The 17,555-nt window shown below is 74.3% G+C and carries 1 protein-coding gene (only partly in view); it reads right to left on the bottom strand.

The window, feature by feature from the left end; translation table 11 throughout:
• Window positions 1-17,555: the 5' portion of a hypothetical protein gene (locus ACGF5O_RS22670; RefSeq protein WP_393811675.1), read on the bottom strand. Its footprint begins 10,858 nt before the window's first position; the window shows 17,555 of its 28,413 coding nt (coding positions 1-17,555); the start codon lies at window positions 17,553-17,555; the stop codon falls past the left edge of the window.

Here is a 17,555-nt window from a genome sequence, read left to right as displayed (position 1 = left end):
GAGAGACCGGCGAGCTGGTGGTTGTCGTCGTCGCCGCTGAGGAGTTCGGTGAACGCGGTGGCGAAGGAGTGGTCGGCGCCGGCAGCGGTGCTCACCGTGTCGGTGGTGTTGTGGAGCTGGTCGAGGGTGATGTCGTCGGCGTGGGTGGCGCGGCGCGGGTTGTAGAGCGTCACCGAGATCGACGGGGACCGGTCCGGCGCCCCCTCGAACGGCGTGCTGCCGGGCATCCGGCGGGTGAGGTCGGCGGCCAGCCGGGGCCGGTCGAGCGAGACCCGCCCGGCCTGGATCAACTGGCCGAGCCGGACCGCCTGCCCCTCCACCGACACGGAGGTGATCTGCGCGTGCCAGCCGCGGCCACCGCGCGGGGCCACCTCGTTCAGTGCCGTCTCCAGATGCGCCCAGCCGTCGAAGGCGAACGCCGGGGTCGGGCCCACCGGGTGGAACATCTGCGCGTCGGCGAGGTAGGGGGTGCGGGCGGGACCCGGGAGGACCGTGTTGCGCGGGTCGGCGCCGGAGACGACGGACGGGGCGGTCACCGTGGCCGGCCGGGCGGGCGCGCCGGTCTCGGTGCCGGTGAACCGCAGCGTCAGCCGGACCGGGACGGTGCGGGTGCGGGGGTTGCCGCGGGCCAGCAGCTCGTCCATCCACCGGCGTACGTCGCCGTTCGCGTCGGCCCAGGCGATGACGCCGTTCTGGACGAGGCCGCCGATGACGTTGGGCGGCCAGTCGGCGACGAGGGCGGAGCGGACGGAGAGGACGTAGTCGTACTCCAGGCCGTCGAAGTCGGCGCCGTTGTCGGTGCGCAGCCAGAACCGGTTGTCTGCGGTGGTGGCCCGCCGGGCCGACCTGCTGCTGGCCGACTGCGGGGTGAACACCGGCGCCGCACGGTCCACCTTGGTCGGGTCGGGGCCCTGGTTCGGGCGCAGGTAGCGGGTGGTCAGGGTAACCGGGAGCTGTGTCTGCCGTACCGAGGCCCGGGTGGTGGTACGGCCCGAGGAGGTGTGCGACTGCCACTGTTCGAGGCCCGAGCCGGGCGCCGAGGAACCCCGGACGGCGGCCAGGTTCTGGGTCCGCCGGGGCACCGCCGTCAGGGTGACCTCGACCAGCCGCTCGCCGCCGTATCCGTGGTGGCGGAAGTGGAAGCGGGTGGTGGCGCGGCGCGGGGTGCCGTCCGGGCCGCGTCCGGGCAGCGAACGCAGTCCGGCGGTCGAGGTGAGCTGGGCGATCCGGCTGTGCACGCCGGGCTGGTAGCCGGAGTGCCCCGGGGTGACCGCGCCGGGTGCCTCGGCCTCCACCAGCGTCAGCAGCTCCCGCCGGACCTGGCCGCGGCGCTCCCTCGGGTTCACCGGTACCAGCGGGACGGCGCCCGCGGGGTTCCCCGTCGACGGGAGGGGAGCGGCGACGGGCCGCTGGTACTCGATGACCGAGAGGACACCGCCGACGCCGAGTTCCCGGCTGCGGGTGTACGGCGCCGGCAGTGGCGCCGTCGGAACCGGTGCGGGCGCCGGTGCGAGTCCCTGCACCGAGCCCAGCCACCGTGCGTCGCGGGCGAGTTGCCCCTGGGTCAGGAGGAACTGGAGGCCGTCGGGAACGTCCACGGCGAAGGTGACGGGGCCGATCGTGCCGGGCTCGCCGATCCCGTTGAACAGGGTGCGGGAGCCGGCCCGGACCGTGACCACATAGGTGACGTCGGCGACCACCCGGTGCAGGGTGCCGCTCTCGGTGGGGGTGCGGTTGGCGCCGGTGGCGGCGGAGAGGGTGTCGGAGGTGTCGGTACGGGCCACGTGGCCGAGCCGTCCCGACGGGTTGAACAGGCCCTTGTACGGCTTGCCGCTGCGGCTCGGGGCGCCGTGCGAGACCGAACCGTCCGACTCGGGGCCGGTGTTGCCCTGTCCGGCCGCGTCCTCCGGGCCCTCCGGCGCCGTGGGCGGGTTCTGGGTGAGCACCCCGGTGCCGCCGAACTGGTGGGATTTGCCGAGGGACTTGAGCTGCTGGGCGCTGTCGGTGGCGGTGACGCCCGTCTCCAGGTACTGCCTGGTGGTGTCCAGCAGCCGGGGGCGGTGTGCGATGGCCTGGATCTCCAGGGAGTACTGGCCGTCCGCGACGGTCCCCGGCAGGCTCAGGCCCTCCACGACGTAGGAGTTCTTGAACAGCTGGTGGCCGTGGGCGACGAGACTGCCCGGGGTGAGCGCGGCGTGCCGGGTCTCGGCGGCGCGGGTCCTGCTGTCCGTCAGCCCCTGCCCGGCGAGCGGCGAGATGCCGTCGCGCTGCGGTCGCGCCGCGGCAGGCGTCGCGGGAGCCGGGGCGGCGGTGGTGCCGGGGGCCGTGACCGTACCGGTGGTCGCCGGGGCGGGCGCCGTGCCCGTGGTCACCGGGGCCGCGGGCACGCCGGGGGCGGTGACCGGGAGGATCGGGCCGGTGCCGGTGCCGGTGCCGGTGGCGGGGGGCGGCGGCTGGGCCTGGCGGCGGATCTCCGCGGCAGCCCGCCGGAAGACCGACTCGATGGCCGCGGAGCCGCGCACGGTGTCGATCAGGGCGTCGTCCGGCACCCGCACCAGTTCCGGGCGCGGGGTGCCGGTGGCGTCGGTCGCGTCGAGCCGGGCCAGGTCGGTCGCGTCGGTACGGCGGGGCGCCCCGTCCGCGCGGGCGGCGGGCGGCGCCGCGGTCGCCGAGGGCGCGTGGGTACGGCCGTCCGGCACCGCCAGCCGCAGCGAGCCAGCGACCGTCGGCAATACGGGGGCGGGCGGCGGGACGGGGGCGGGCGGCGCGGGGACGACAGGCGGCGCACCGGGCACGACGGGCGGGACGACGGGGGGCGGCACGACAGGGGGCGGCGCCGCGGCGAGGGCGGCCTGGTTGACGTCCTCCCCGAACCGCTCGCTGGGCCGGTCACCGTCGTCCGCGTAGAGGTCGAGGGCCAGCCGCACCGGCACCTCGAACTCGTGGCTGTCCTGGCCGGAGGCGATGAAGAACTGGTCGTGCGCGGTGGCGCCGCCCACGGTGTCGCCGTGGGTGACCTGGTGGCCGTACTGGTAGTCGGCGCCGAACCCGATGGAGCCCCAACTGCCCAGCGGCCCGCTGACACTGCCCATCGGCCCGGCCGCGGCGCCGTAGGACTCGCCGCGCTGCTCGGTGTCGCCGCCCGACATCTGGGCCAGGCCCATGATCTGGATGCCCGGCAGGACCCGGCGGTGGGTGCTGGGGGTCGGGGTGTCACGGACGGCGGTGAGCAGCAGCCGGACCCGGCGGACGCCGGTGTCGCTGCTGTTCGGCACCTCGAAGTGCAGGGCGTGCCCGCCGTCCACCATGGCGTCGGTGGCGGCCCGCAGCCCGGTGCGGGAGCGGGCCTCGCGCAGCCGGCGCAGGTTGTTGAGCTGGGCGTGCAGCCGGATCTGGTGCTCGGGCTCGTGGTCCCGCACCGCCTGCTTGAGCCGCGCGCCGATCCCGGCGGGGCCCGGCGCCGTGGGATCCGGCGGCAGGAAGCCCTCCCGGCGCAGCCACGCCTCGGCGCGGTCGAACAGCGGGTCCGTACCGGTGACGTCGAGCGGGGCCGTGCTCAGCCCGATGCCGTCCAGCCGCTCCAGCGAGTCCGGGAGCTCCCGCACCTCGGCGGCGGCCGGCGGGTGGCCGGTGGCGTCCGTCCTGCTCAGCACCCGCAGGTCCATGCCGTGCGCATGGACCAGCGGCGGCGCCGGGGTCTCGGTGCCGTCCGGCCGGATCAGGGTGACCCGGTAGGTGACGCCGGAGGGGGTGAGCAGATGGCCCCGGTTGGTACGGATAGCGTGCATCGTGCCGGAGGAACTGCTCGCCCCGTAGGTGTTGGTGACGGTCGCCTGGGTCTGTCCGCGCAGACCGAGGCTGCCGCCGATGGTGTCCGAGGCGTCCGGGTGGCCCTGTCGGTGGTCGCCGGTGAGCGCGGCGGCGGCGCTGCCGCTGACCGCGATGCCGCTGGTGTACTTCGACGAGAGGTCGACCTTCGCGGTGTTGACCACATGGCTTTCGAGGTTGATCTGGCCCGGGGTGCTCTGCCGCTGTGGGGTGCCGACGGTGGGCACGGTGACCAGGTGCAGCATGCCGACCGCGTTGCCGGAGGCGTCGGTGAGGACGGGAGAGTAGATGCCGCCGTCGATCTGCATGGGCAGCGTGCCGCGCAGCACCTGTTCGGAGAGGAAGTCCGAGACCTGCCCGGCGGCGGTGTCGTCGAGATCGGCGTGGAACGTCTGATGGACGTGCTCGTACAGGGCCCTGGGGTCGATCACGGAGTCGACGCCGTACAGCGGCAGATCCGCCGGGGCGGCCGGCGCGGGCAGCGAACCCGGTGCCGGATCGGCGGTGGTGAGGTGACGGGGGAACCAGATGGTGGTGGAACCGTGCGACTCCGGCGCGCTCCACCCGTCCGGCGCGGGTGCGGTGCCGGTCGCGGGGGCGGCGGGCGCGGTGCTCGCCGGGGGGACGGCGGGCGGCGCGGTGACGGCGGGGGCATCGACGCGGACCCGCCAGTGGGTGGTGAACTCCACCGGGTCCGAAGGCTCGTTGGAGCGCTGGGCCGAGGTCGTCTGGACGGCCTGGGTGACGGTGGTGGCGTCGCTCGCCTGGTTGTGGGTGATGGCCGCGGACAGCGATCCGTCCACCGCCCGCACCGCGGTCGGGGCCGTGATCGGCCAGGAACCGGTCCAGGGCACCTGGAACGTGCGGTAGGTGCCGGACGGCTGGCTGGAGAAGTTCTCCCGGGTACCGAACCCGCGCCGCTCGACGTGCTTGTCCGGGTCCCGCGGGTCGAAGCGGCCCTGCCGCAGCGAGGGCCGGGCCCCGGAGAGGGTCAGCTGTACGTCGACGGTGTGGTCGCGCCCGTCGACGCGCACCGTGATGCGGTGGCCGCCGTTGGAGCGCAGATACGGCAGCTGGAGCGCGAGGTTCTCCCGGCTCAGAGCGTCCCGTACCTGGTCGCGCACCGACTCGGGCGGGTTGTCGGGGTCCACACCGAGCGCCTCGTACACCTGGCCGTGCAGCCCCTCGATCACCTCGTCGGAGAACGGCTCCGCGTACACCAGTCCGACGGTGCCGTCCGGGAGCGTGCCGTAGGAGTTCACATAGCCCGACGGGAGCGGGGCCGGCGCGGGCGGGGTCGCGGTCGGTGCGTGTGAGGTGGGCCAGGCGGGCGGGGCGTCGGCGGGGATCGGCGGGTCGGCGGGCTCCTCGACGGAACCGTCGTGGACGCCGCTGTCGAAGGGGTGGTCGTGGAGCCGGGGGCCCGCCGCCGTGACGCTCTCGATGATGTCGAGATAGCGCTGGGGAATCTCCACTCCGTACTCGGTCGTCGCCATCACGCCCGCGGTGTGCACGGCCGTGCTGTTGGCATGGTCACGGAAGACGAAGTCGTTGTCCCGCTGCTCGTCCGGCAACCCCAGATAATGCAGCACCTCGTGCAGCAGGTCCTCGTCCGAGTGGTTGAGGTCCAGGTGCAACTGGTCGGCACGGGCAGGCTTCGCCGTGTCGGTGAGGGTGATGGCCTCCGGATGGCCTGCGTCCTCCACCAGACGGACGGTCACATGCAGCTGGTCACCCGAACGGGGAAGCGCGTAACGGCCGTTCAGATGCGCGTCCAGCAACCGGTTGATCCGCTCACTCAAAGCACCCACGTGCCCCGGATCAGCGGCCTTGACCGGGAGATTCAGGGTGTGGTCACGCACCCACCGCAGATCCGGCGCCTGGATCCGGCGCACATGCGACCGGATCAACGTCGTCGCACCACCCAACCTGCCCGGACGAGGCGGGACAGTGCTCTGATCCGTGTGCGGATCGAACCGCTCCGTGGCCTGCACCGCCGCACGAGCCCGACCCCGCAACCCGTACCACTCCCCCCGCCGCACCGGATCGGAAAGCCGCACCGCAGGCCGCTCGTCCCGCACCGGCACCGGACGCACACGGCCCGACGGCCGCACACTCGGCACATCCCCCGCACGACGCGGCGCACTCGACGACGTGACGACCGGTGGGTCGGTGAGGGGGCCCGCGTCGGTGGCGTTGTAGTGGTTCAGGCCGGTGTAGTGGACTTCCAGCGTCCGGTCGGCGGCGGGCGAGCCGACCCGGGTCACGGTCCCGAGTCCGGTCGACGGATTCGGGCGCAGCACCTCCACCGCCACGTCGAGCGTGTCCGCCAGCAGCGGCAGGAACAGCTCGCCCTGGTTGGTCTCCCACGACCGCGACCAGTTCGCGACCGCGTCGAGCGCGTGGGCCAGCTCCTCGTCGGTGAACGGCGCGTCGCTGTCGCTGTATCCGTGAGCGAGCAGCTGACGCAGCTGCGCGTCGGTCAGGTCGGTCAGCGCGGGCAGCCGGTCGGTGTCCCGCAGATACGCGAACATCCGCCGCACGCCGGGGTCCCCGGGGTGGGGCACACCGTCGGCGGCCAGCGCGGCGCGGTAGCGGGTGGCCAGGTCGCTCAGGTCCTCGGGCTCCGTGACGCCGCCGATGCCGTACTCCTGGAGGGTCGCCAGGAGCGTGGCCCGGTCCATGGCGGCCGTCCGCCGGTCGAACCACGGCGCGAGCGTCTGGCGTACCTGGCCCACGACCTCGTGCGGCAGCGGGCGCCCGCTGCGCGCGGTGAGCAGCCGGTCCTCCGCGAGGGTGCGGAGCCGGTCCGCGGCGATCAGCAGATGGGTGCCGGCCGCGGGCATCGGGGAGATCCCGTCCCAGCGGGCGAACCGGGCCAGGCCGGCGCGCACCTGATCCGGGCGGCTCAGCCAGGCGTAGGTCTCCGGTGCCTCGGTGCGCAGGCCGGGCAGGCGGTCGCGTACCCGCTCCGGGTCGGTGCCGATGAAGGTGTAGAGCAGGCACCGGCCGTCGCCGCGGGTCTGGACGATCCGGCCCCGGGCCGGCCGTACCTGGAAGGGCGCGGGCCGGGTCGGGGCGCTCTCGGCGTCGTCCCGCGCGGGGTCCGCGGGGTCTGTGCCCGGCTCGTCCAGGGCTGGGCCCTTGCCCTTGTCCTTGCCCTTCGTCTCTTCTTGGTCGCCGGTGTCCTGGTCCGAGGTGTCGCCGGTCGGATCACCGGACGTGTCACCACCGTTCTGGCCGGCAGGGTCGTCGTCGGCCGGCGGGCTGCCCTTCGCCGGGTCTGTGGCCGCCGGGTCTGTGGCCGCCGGATCGGGCACGGTCAGCTCGGTGTCGGCGTCCGACCGGTCGTCGCCGTCGGAATCCCCGTCCCGGCTGCCGGTTTCGTCGTCGCTGTCGGAGGTGTCGTCGCCACCGGCAGGCGGGGTGTTGCCGGTGGAGGGGCCCGCGGTACGGGGGAGGCCCGAGCCCGGCCAGCGCGGGGCCGTGTCGGCCAGGGTCGTGCGTGAGGTGGGCAGCGCCGAGGGAGCGGCGGCCAGCACAGGGCCCGCCGCGCCGGGCAGCGCGGTCTCCGCCGCCGCTCGCCGGGCCGCGGCGTCGTCGCGCCGGCCGAGGGCGTTGTCGAGTCCGGTGTCGATGTCGTCGAGCCGCTGCTGGGCACGGTCGCGGGACTCGCGTGCGTCGTCCAGGGCCAGTGCCGCATCCTCGGCGTGCCCGCGCGCCGTGTCGGCGTCCGCGCGCAGGCGGTCCGCGGTGTCGCGGGCGCCGGGCAGCTGTGCCCGTGCGTCGTTCAGGGCCGCCTGGTCGCGGGCGAGGGCGGCCTCGGCGTTCCGCAGGGCCGTGCGGTCCTGCGCCAAACCCGCCCGCACCCCGGCGAGTTGGGCGTCCAGCCGATCGACCTGGGCGGTGGCCTCCTCGATCTGCCGGGTGAGCCGGGGGTCGACCGCGGGGGCGGCGCCGTCGCCGGTCGGCGGTCCTACGGCGGTGTCCTGCGCGGTCGTCTCCGCCGTGGTCGGATCCGACGTGGTCGCGTCCGACGTGGCGGTGTCCACGATGGCGGTGTCGGACGCGGCGGTGTCCACGGTGGCGGTGTCCGGCCCGGGCGTCTCCCCCGTGGCCGTGTCCGCCGCCGGGGTCCCGGTCGTCGTCGTACCGCTGCTCGTGCCGGCCGGAGCCGGGAGGGGGGCGGTCGGTGTGGCGCCGCCGGGTCCGGTGGTCTGCCGGGCGGCGGCCGTGGCGCGGTCGTTGAGTTCGGTGAGCCGGCGCCGGGCGGTCTTGGCCTCGGCGCTGAGCCGCACCTCCTGGCGTTCGCCCTCCGCGACGGCGTCGGTGAGCGGGCCGATCGTGCGACGCGCCTCGGAGATGTCACCGGTCAGCGTGGAGACCCGGTCGGTGAGGCCGCGGAGGTCCGCCTCGGCGTGGTCGGCGGCCTGCTCGGCCGTGGTGGCGGCGGTGCCGGTCCGCCCGGCGGTGTCCTCCGCGCCCGCCAGCGTGGTGACCGCCTCTGCCAGGGAGTCCACCGCGTCCGGCCGCAGCTCCCGCAGTCCGTGTTCGTCGGCCACCGCCTGCTCGTGGTCGGCCACGGCCCGATCGAGGTCGGCGGCGGTGGTCTCGAAGTCCGCCCAGGCCTGATCGAGCGCCGGGTCTCCGGTGGTGGTGTCCGGCGTCGTGGCGGGCGGCCCGGTGAGGGTGCCGTCCGGGTCGAACGACCAGACCCGCAGCCCCTCCGGCCCCCTGGTGACCAGCTCCGCCGGGCGCCCCTGCGCGCGGGCCGCCCGGGAGACGCCGTACAGGGCGAGGGCCAGCCGGGAGCCGTCCGGGTCGGTGCCGGTCGCCACCCAGAACTGGTATCCGTCGTCGCCGGGGTCGAGGCCCTGGACGAGCGCGTCCGGTACCTGCCGTACCGGCGTCGACGCCCAGTCCCCCGGGGCCGCGCCCGTCTGCGCGGCCAGCAGGGCCGGCAGGTCGTACACCCGGGGGACCGGCCGGGGCACGGTGATGCCGTGGCCGAGCGCGTCGCGTTCCTCGATGCGGACGGTGGCGGTGCCCGTGACGTGCCGTACGCCTTCGGGGCCCGAGACCTCGATGTGCACGTCGGCCCGGACCTCGTAGCTGCGGGTGCCGCGGCCCTCGGCGGGCAGGCTGGTGCTGCCGGTCTTCAGCCAGTCCCGACGACCGCCGGACACCGCGCTGCCGAAGTTGCTCGCGTCCACCGGCCGTTGCAGCAGCGGCGGGCTCGCGCCGAGCAGATTGCGGTCGGGGTCGTCGGCGCTCAGTACGAACGGCAGCGACAGCCCGGTGGTGGTGTCCCCGCCGGACACCGTGCTGTTGCTGTCCGAGGTGATCCGCAGCCGGTCCATGGCCACGTCGCCGCCGTCGGTGACCGCCCGGGGCCGGTACAGCGACACCGTGAGGGTGGGCCGCTGGTCCGGGGCGCCCTCCAGGGGGAACGCACCCGGCATCGTCGGGAGCATGCCGCCGGCCTGACGGGGAGTGTCCAGGGAGAGCGTGCCGGCCTGGATGAGTTCGCCCAGCCGTACCGACGCGTGCTCGTCGGAGGTGGCGGCCGGCTGGGCCCGCCAGCCCCGTCCGGTGGCCGGGGCCACCTGGTCGAGGGCCTGGTACAGCTGGTCCCAGGCGTTGAAGCCGTACACCGGCACATAACTCGTCGGGTGGAACAGGTCGGCGTCCGGCAGCGGGGACCGGCCTTCGTACAGCAGCCGGGGGTCGACCCGGGACACGGACACCGGCACCGGTGGCCGGTCGGCGGCGGGCGTGTCCGTCTCGCTGCCGGTGAACCGCAGGCTCGCCCGGGCGGGTACCCGGATCTGGTCGCCGAGTTCACCGGAGAGGGTGCGGCTCAGCCAGGAGCGGGTGGACGGGGTGGCGTCGTCCCAGGCGATGAACCCGCGCTGCACCAGCGCGCCCAGCACGTTGGGCGGCCAGTCCAGCACCAGGGTGGAGCGGACGGTGGCGACGAACTCGTAGTCCAGGTCGTCGAAGTCGGCAGCGCTGTCGGTGCGCAGCCAGAAGCGGTCCTCGGCGGTGCGGCCCCGCCTGCCGGCCTTGCTGGAGGAGGACACCAGGTGCATGGACGGACCGAGCCGGTCGGTGCGGTCGTCGGTGTGGGGGCGGCTGAAGCGGGCCGTCGGATTGACGGTGAGGCGGTGCTGCCGGCCCACCGAGTCGGACGTCGAACGGCCCGCCGCCGTGTGCGAACCCCACTGCTCGATACCGGACTTGTCGTCGGGCACCGCGATGCCGCGCCGCCCGCCCCGGTCGGCGGTGGTGGTCGTGGGGCGTGCCGAGAGAGTCACCTCGACCAGGGCCGCGCCGCCGAACCGGTGGTGCCGGAAACCGAACCTGGTCTGCCCGCCGCCGCGCCCGATCAGCGCCCGCTTTCCGGAGACACCGGTGTGGTCGGCGATCAGGGCGGCGACACCGGGCAGGTAGGAGGCGTGGCCGGGCGTGGTCACGCCGGGCGCGAACCGGTCCACCAACTGCCGTACCTCGTCGTGGAGTCGGCCCCGCTGCTCGGTCCCCGGCGTGCCCGGGCCGGAGAGTTCGGTGACCGAGGTGACCGTGGCCAGGCCCAGGGTGCCGTCCCGGACGTACCGGCTGGGCAGCGGCGGGCTCTCCAGGCCGGTCGCGGGTGGGGCGGCCGGCCGGCCGTCCACGGCGCCCATCCACCGCCAGTCGCGGCGCAGTTGGCTCTCGGTCATCAGGAACTGGAGCCCGCGCGGCACGTCCACCGCGAGCGTGACGGTCTGCGCCGGTCCGAAGCCGAGGGAGTTGGCGAGCACGTTGCGGTGTCCGGACCGGACGGTGATCAGGTAGGTGACGTCGGCCGTGACCCGGTGCTGGAGGCCGGACTGGGTGGGCACCCGGTTGGTGGCGGTGCTGCTGGTGAGGGTGTCCGACTTGTCGGCCTTACGGTCGTACTGATAGCGCCCGGACGGGTTGAAGCGGGACGGGTGAGGGGGAGTCGGGGAGCCGTCCTGGCCCTGCGCCTGGCCCGGGGTCTGGTTCTGGTTCTGGTTCTGGTTCTGGTTCTGGTCGGGAGCGGACTGCTGGCTCGTGGTCGTGGAGCTCGACGGGTTGTTCTGGGTGGCCGAGCCGGCCAGGCCGAACTGGTGCGTCTTGCCGAACCCCTTGAGCTGCTGCGCGGAGTCGGCGACGGAGATGCCGGTCTCCAGGTACTGGTTCACGCTCTGCGTCAGCCGGGGCGTGTGGGCGACGGCCTGGATCTCGATCGCGATCTGGCCGTCGGCACCGAGCCCGGGGAGCGTCAGGCCCTCCACCACATAGGTGCCGCCGAAGATCTGGTGCCCCCGGCCGACCAGCGAGCCCGGGGAGAGCGCCGCGGTGCGGGACTCGGCGCTCACCGTGGTGGTGTCGGCGGGCGGGTTGCCCAGCAGTGAGCTGCTCAGGAACCCGACGAGGCCGCCCGGCGGCCGGGCGGGGGCGGTCTCCGGAACGGGCTCCGGGACGGACTCCGGGTCCGCCGGGATCGCGGCGGGGTCCGGCAGAGTGGCGGCGGGATCCGGCGGGGTCGCGGCAGTGTCCGGCGGGGTCGCGGCAGTGTCCGGCGGGGTCGCGGCAGTGTCCGGCGGCGTCCCGTCGGCGTCCGTGGGGCGCGGCTCGGTGGTCGGCCGCGTGTCCCCGGTACCTGGCGTGGTGCCGGTACCCGGCGTGGTACCGGTACCCGGCGTGGTACCGGTACCCGGCGTGGTACCGGTACCCGGCGTGGTACCGGTGCCCGGCGCCGGGCCGGTGCCGAGGCCGGTGACGATGCGGCGGAAGGCGTCCTGGAGGGCAGCCGTACCGCGCACCACGTCGATCAGGGCGTCGTCAGGGACGCGGACCACGTCCGGGTGCGGCCCGCCGGTGGCCGGATCCGTCAGGGCCAGCCGCTCCGTGTCCAGGGGTGTGACCTGCCGTACGGTGTGCGGCTCGCCGGCCGGCGCGGGCTCCTCGGCGGCCAGGGTGCGCTCGTGCGGTACGCCCAGCCGGACCGTGCCCGGGACCCCGCGCGGCCGGGGGGTCGGCGGACCGGCCTCCAGATCGTCCTGGGCGCGGGGCTCGGGCCGCGGCTCGCCGAACCTCACCTGCGGGTCCTGGCCGGGGCCCTCGTACAGGTCGAGGGTGAGCCGGGCGGGCACCGCGAACTCCTCGGTGTCCTGCCCGGTGCCGATGAAGAACTGGTCGTGGCCCACGGCGGTGGCCGTGGTGTTGCCGAGCGTGGCCTGCCCGACGAACTGGTAGTCGCCGGTACCGCTCAGGGTCCATGAGCCGTCCCCCACGGGGATGCTCGGCCCGCCGCCGAACCCGGCCCCCAGGCCGTAGGTGTTGCCGAGCCGGCCGCTGCCGCCGGACGTCGCCTGCGCCAGCGCCATCACCTGGATGCCGGGCAGCACCCTGCTGTGCGCCACCGGGCGGTCCGCGTCCCGGTGGGCGCCCAGTTCCAGCCGTACCCGGCGCCGTCCCGTCACCGAGGGGGTCTCCAGGTACAGCGAGTGCCCGCCGTCCACCATGGAGTCGGTCGCGGCCCGCAGCCCGAGCTGGGAGCGCAGCTCGCGCAGCCGCCGCAGGTTGTTCAACTGGGCCTGCACCAGTGTCTCGTCCGGCAGCCGGCCCCGGTGCGGGGCCGTCGCCGGCGGTGGCAGGAACCCCTGGTCCCGCAGCCAGGTCTCCGCTTCGTCGAACAGCTGATCGGCGCCGTCCACTCCCAGCGGTGCGGCGGACTGTCCGATCGTCTCCAGCGTCGCCAGCTCGTGCGGCAGCGCGCGGACCTCGTCCTCGGTCGGTGCGTGGCCGCGCGCGTCCTCGGCGCTGAGGACCCGCAGGTCGAGGGCGTGCTCCCAGGTCCCGGGCGCGTAGCTGGAGGTGCTGCCGTCGGGGCGGATCAGGGTGAGGGTGTAGGCGACGTCCGCCTCGGTCAGCAGGTGGCTGCGGTTGGTGCGCACCGCGTGCATGGTGCCCGCGACGGAGCTGGTGCCGAACGCGTTCTGCGCCGCGAGGCTGGCGGTGCCCTTGACGGTGAACGTTCCGCCGACGGTGCCGGAGGCGTCCGGGTGCCCCGGTCGGTGGTCGCCGGTGAAGGCCGGACCGGCGCTGCCCGCGAGGGTCACCCCGCTGTTGAACGTCGTGTTCTGGTCGTTCTTGACCGTGTTGACGAGATGGCTCTCCAGGTTGATCTTCTTGTCGATGCTCTTGGCCACCGGGGTGACCGGGGTGACATCCGCGTCCAGCCGCACGATGCCCACCGCACGGCCGTTCGCGTCGGTGAGCACCGGGGAGTACAGCCCGCCGTCACGCTGCATCGGCAGGGTGCCGCGCAGTACCGGCTCGGCGAGGAAGTCGGCGAGCTGGGCCGCCGCGGTGGCGTCCAGGTCGGCCCGGAAGTGGTCCGCGGCGCCCTCGTACAGCCTGCGCGGGTTCAGTACCGAGTCCACCCCGTAGATGGGCAGATCGTCGAGATCGGCGGGGCCGGGCAGCTGTTGGGCGGGGTCGGCGTCGGCGTCCACCAGGTGCTGCGGGAACCAGACGGTGACCGGCCCGTGCTGCGCGGGCGGACGCCAGTCGGGTGCCGGAGTGCCGTCAGGGGTGTCGTCCGGAGTGCCTTCGGGAGCGGGGGCGGGCGTGGGAGCGGGCGTGTCCGTGCGGACCTGCCAGGTGCCGGTGAAGTCGTAGGCGCGGGACGGCTCGTTGCTGCGCTGCGCGCTGGTGGTCTGCACGACCTGGGTGACCGTGGCCGAGTCGTCCGCCTGGTTGTGCGTGAGCGTCGCGGACAGCGCCAGGTCCACCCCGCGGACCGGGCCCGCCGCCCCGATCGGTATCGAACCGGTCCACGGCACCGGGATGGTGGAGTACGTGCCGGACGGCTGCGCGGAGACGGTCTCCCGGGTGCCCTGCCCGCGCCGCTCCACGTGCTTGTCGGGGTCGCTCGTGTCGAGCGTGCCCTGCCGTGCGGACGGCCGTACGTCGTCGAGGGTCAGCCGTACGTCCACGGTCCGGTCGGCGCCGTTGACCCGCAGGGTGATCCGATGGCCGCCCAGGCTGCGCAGATACGGCAGGTTCATGGCCATCTGCTCCGCCGACAGCACGTCCCGCAGCTGTGCCAGTACGGGGTCGTCCGGGCGCGGCGCGGGCCTGCCCAGCGCCGCGAGCACCTGCCGGTGGGCCCCGTCGACCACGTCGGGCGCGAACGGCTCCACGTGCACCAGACCCACCTGGCCGTCGTGCCGCCGCCCGTAGCCGCCGAGGTAGGAGGTACGGTGACCGCCGCCGCCCGCCGGGTCGGGCAGGGACACGGTGTCGCCGTCCGGCGAGGTCACCGTGAGGGCGGGCACCGCGACGGGGACGGCGGTCTCGTGCGGATCCGTGACCGGCGGACTTGTGACCTGCGGATGTCCGTCGCTGGTGCCGGGGGCGGGCGTGGACGATGACGTGGTGACCACCGGGACCGGCGGGGTGGGGACCGCGGGGGCGGGCGGGTCCGCGCCCGGGTCGCCCGTGGCCGCGGCCGGCGGCACCGTGCCGCGCCTGCCGCCGCCGGTGGCGCGGTTGCCGTCCTCCGGGGCGCCGATCAGGGTGCCCATCAGCGCGAGATGACGGGGCCGCAGCCCGCCCGGCTCGTACGCAGGATCGGGGCCGGGGTCGGACTCCGTCGCCGTGGCCGCGGACGACGTCGTGACCGGAGTGTGGTCCCCCATCAGGCTGTTCGTGCCGCCGCGCTGCGGGGCGGCCGGGTCCAGGCCGCTCTCGTCGCGCAACCCGAGCTGGTGGCCGATCTCATGGGCCAGGTCGGAGTCGGAGATGTCGGCCGGCCACGAGTGGTGGGTGGTCGGCACCCCGTCCGCCGGGTCGGTGAGGGTGACGTCGAGGTGGGCCTGTTCGCCGGGGGCGGCCGGTACGACCGTGACGTGCAGCAGGCTCCCGTCGGGCAGACGGTGGCCGCCGGTGTTGAAGACCCGTGCCACTCCGTCGGCCAGCCGCTGGTGGACCCCGTCGGCGTGCGGCCCGAGGTGGGGGCTGCCGGTGAGCCGGTAGGTGACGGTGAGGTCGGTGACCGGTTCGCCGCCGTGGGTGAAGCGCCGTACGGCGAACGCGGACCGCACCACGTACTGGGTGTGGTTGCCGTCCGGCCCGACGGGCCGGGAGACCGGGTCGACCCAGGTGTGGCTGCGCTCCGAGGGCGTCACCGCGCTCCGCGCGTCCGCGATCGTGCCGGGCTCCGGCACGGCCGGGGGTGCGGCGGACGGGGTGAACACGACGGGCGCGGGGGTCGCTTCCGTGTCGGGAGTCACGCCCGTGTCGAGAGTCTCGGCCGTGTCGAGAGTCACGCCCGTGTCGAGAGTCACGCCCGTGTCGAGAGTCACGCCCGTGTCGAGAGTCACGCCCGTGTCGAGAGTCGCGGCCGTGTCGGGAGTCGCGCCGGTGGCCGGTGTGGGCCGGGTGTCCGGAGCCGGTCCGGCCGACGGGTCCGACGAGGTACGGACGGGCGCCGGGGCCGGCGTGGCGGAGCCGGTGTCGGAGAGCGGGGCCGCGGCGGGCGCCGGGTCCGGCGCCGAAACGGTCGGTGCCGGAGCGCTGCTGCTGGTGGGCACCGGCGTCGGCAGACCGGCACCGGGGTCCGTGTCGCCGAACGTGCCGGAGGTACCGGAGGTGTTGGATGCGCCGGACGTGTCGGCCGCGGGGAGGGGCGCGGTGTCGTCGCCCGGCGTGTCGGTGGTGTCCGTACCCTCGGTGCCGGTGGGGTTCGTGGCGTCGGTGCGGGCGGTGTCGGTGCCCTCGGGGCGCCCCGGTCCCGTGGTGCGCGGGCTCCCGCCGGCGGTCGGGTTGGTGCCGGAGGCGGGGGCCGGGCTGCCCGTGGCCGTTCCGCCCGTGGTCGGAGTGCCGCCGCCCGTGGTGCCCGGCGGTACGACGGTGGTGTCGGCGCCCGGAGTCGGGACGGCCGTGGAAGGTGTGGGCGCGGGCGCAGCCGTGTCCGACGGGGTGCCGGTCTGCGCGCCGTCGGTGTCGGCCGTGTTCTCGACCTCACCGGTACCGTGCGGCTCCTGCTGCACGGTGCGTACGGGGGCCGGCGTGCCGGTGGCCGTCGCGGGCGGGGTGGCCGTGGTGGTGGACGGGGGCGGGGTCGCCGTGGTGCTCCCGGAGTCCTCGTGCGAGGTCTGTTCCGGGGGCCGGGTCTGTGCGTCACCGTCGGCGTCACCGTGTGCCGGCGTCTCCGTGGACGCGGTGGACCGCGAGTTGCCTCCGCCGGTCGTAGCCGTCCCGCCCGGTGCGGTGTGCGGAGCGGTTACCCGCGGGATGTCGGTCCCGAGGTCCTCGCCCCCGTCGACCTGCGCGTCGATCCCTCCGTCGCTCTGCCCATCCCCCTGCCCGTCGCTCTGCCCGTTGCTCCGCACGTTGCTCTGTACGTCGTCGACGTCACCGGAACCCCGGCTGTTCGACACCGTGTTGACGGAACCAGGTCCGGATCCGGCCGAGCCGCCGCCGGTGCCGGTGCCGGACGAGCGGGTCGGGCCGTTCGACGAGGAGTCGGTGTCGGTGCGGGTGTCCGTGGTGCCGACGGTGTCCACGGAGTTCACGGCCGGCGGCTGGTTGATGTTGAACTTGGTTCCGAAGGCGCTCGCCCCCTGGCCCAGGTGACGTTCGCTCACCGAGCTGAGGCCGCCGCCCAGAAAGGTCGTCAGCGGGTCGACCGGGAAGCCGAAGACGGACGCCGTGGCCAGTTCGCCGAGCGCCTCCGCGCCGCCCTCGGTGAGAAAGTGCTCGATGTCCTCGCCGATCTCGTGCTTCGCCCTGTCCCCCAGGCTGGTCTTCGGGGTGGGCGTCGGAGTCGGGGTCGGCTTCGGCGTCGGCGTGGGTGTGATCTTGGGGTTCGGCGTCGGAGTCGGCGTGGTCTTCGGGTTCGGCTTCGGGTTCGGCTTGCCGTTGGTGTACGTGTTGTCGAACTTGTGGTTGAACTTGTTGCCGTCGGTCTTGATGTTCTTGAACGGGTTGGGGCCGTTCAGGATGTTCTTGAAGTTCTTCTTCAGGTTCTTCGCGAGGTCCGAGAGGGCGCCGTGGAACAGGCCGGTGAAGGCACCGAAGACGCCGTCCTGCACGATCTGCGACCAGTCGAACCCGCCCGGGCGGCGGCCCTTGGGCGCACCCAGCATCATGGCCAGGCGTACCGCGAAGGTCGTGAAGGCCTCCTCGATCGCCTCGGTGAGGCTCGGCAGCAGATGGGTGCGCTTCATCAGCCATTCCAGCAGCGTGAGAATGGCGACCCGGCTGCGGGCCTTCGCCACGGCGGCCTGGCTGGAGGCGGAACCGCCGGTGAAGATGGACAGCGCCGCGATGATGGCCAGTTCGATGAGCAGCCGGATCAGCTCGGCGATGATCTGCCACTTGGCCTCCATGATGTCCATGGAGGACTTGGTGCGGGACTTGGCCAGTCCGTCGAGCTGGTCGGCGAAGTCCTTCAGGTAGTTGACACCGCCGCTGTCGAGGAACAGGTGCATCGCGCGCACGTAGTTGTTCCCGACCTTCGGCGGCAGTGAGCGCCCTACTCCCCCGGCGGTCTGCTCGATCAGGTCCGAGAGGTCGCGGACACGCCGGCCAAGCCGCTCGTACGGCTTGCCGTTGGCGTAGGCCATGTCCTCGTCGGCCTGCAGCATCTTCTCGCCGATCAGCACGAACAACAGGTTGTTCAGCTGGGGAGACACCTGGATGGACAT

The organism is Streptomyces sp. NPDC048291, from assembly GCF_043201715.1.
Taxonomy (GTDB): Bacteria; Actinomycetota; Actinomycetes; order Streptomycetales; family Streptomycetaceae; genus Streptomyces.
Note: the sequence above shows the minus strand (reverse complement) of the source record. Positions and strands in the feature narration are given on the sequence as shown.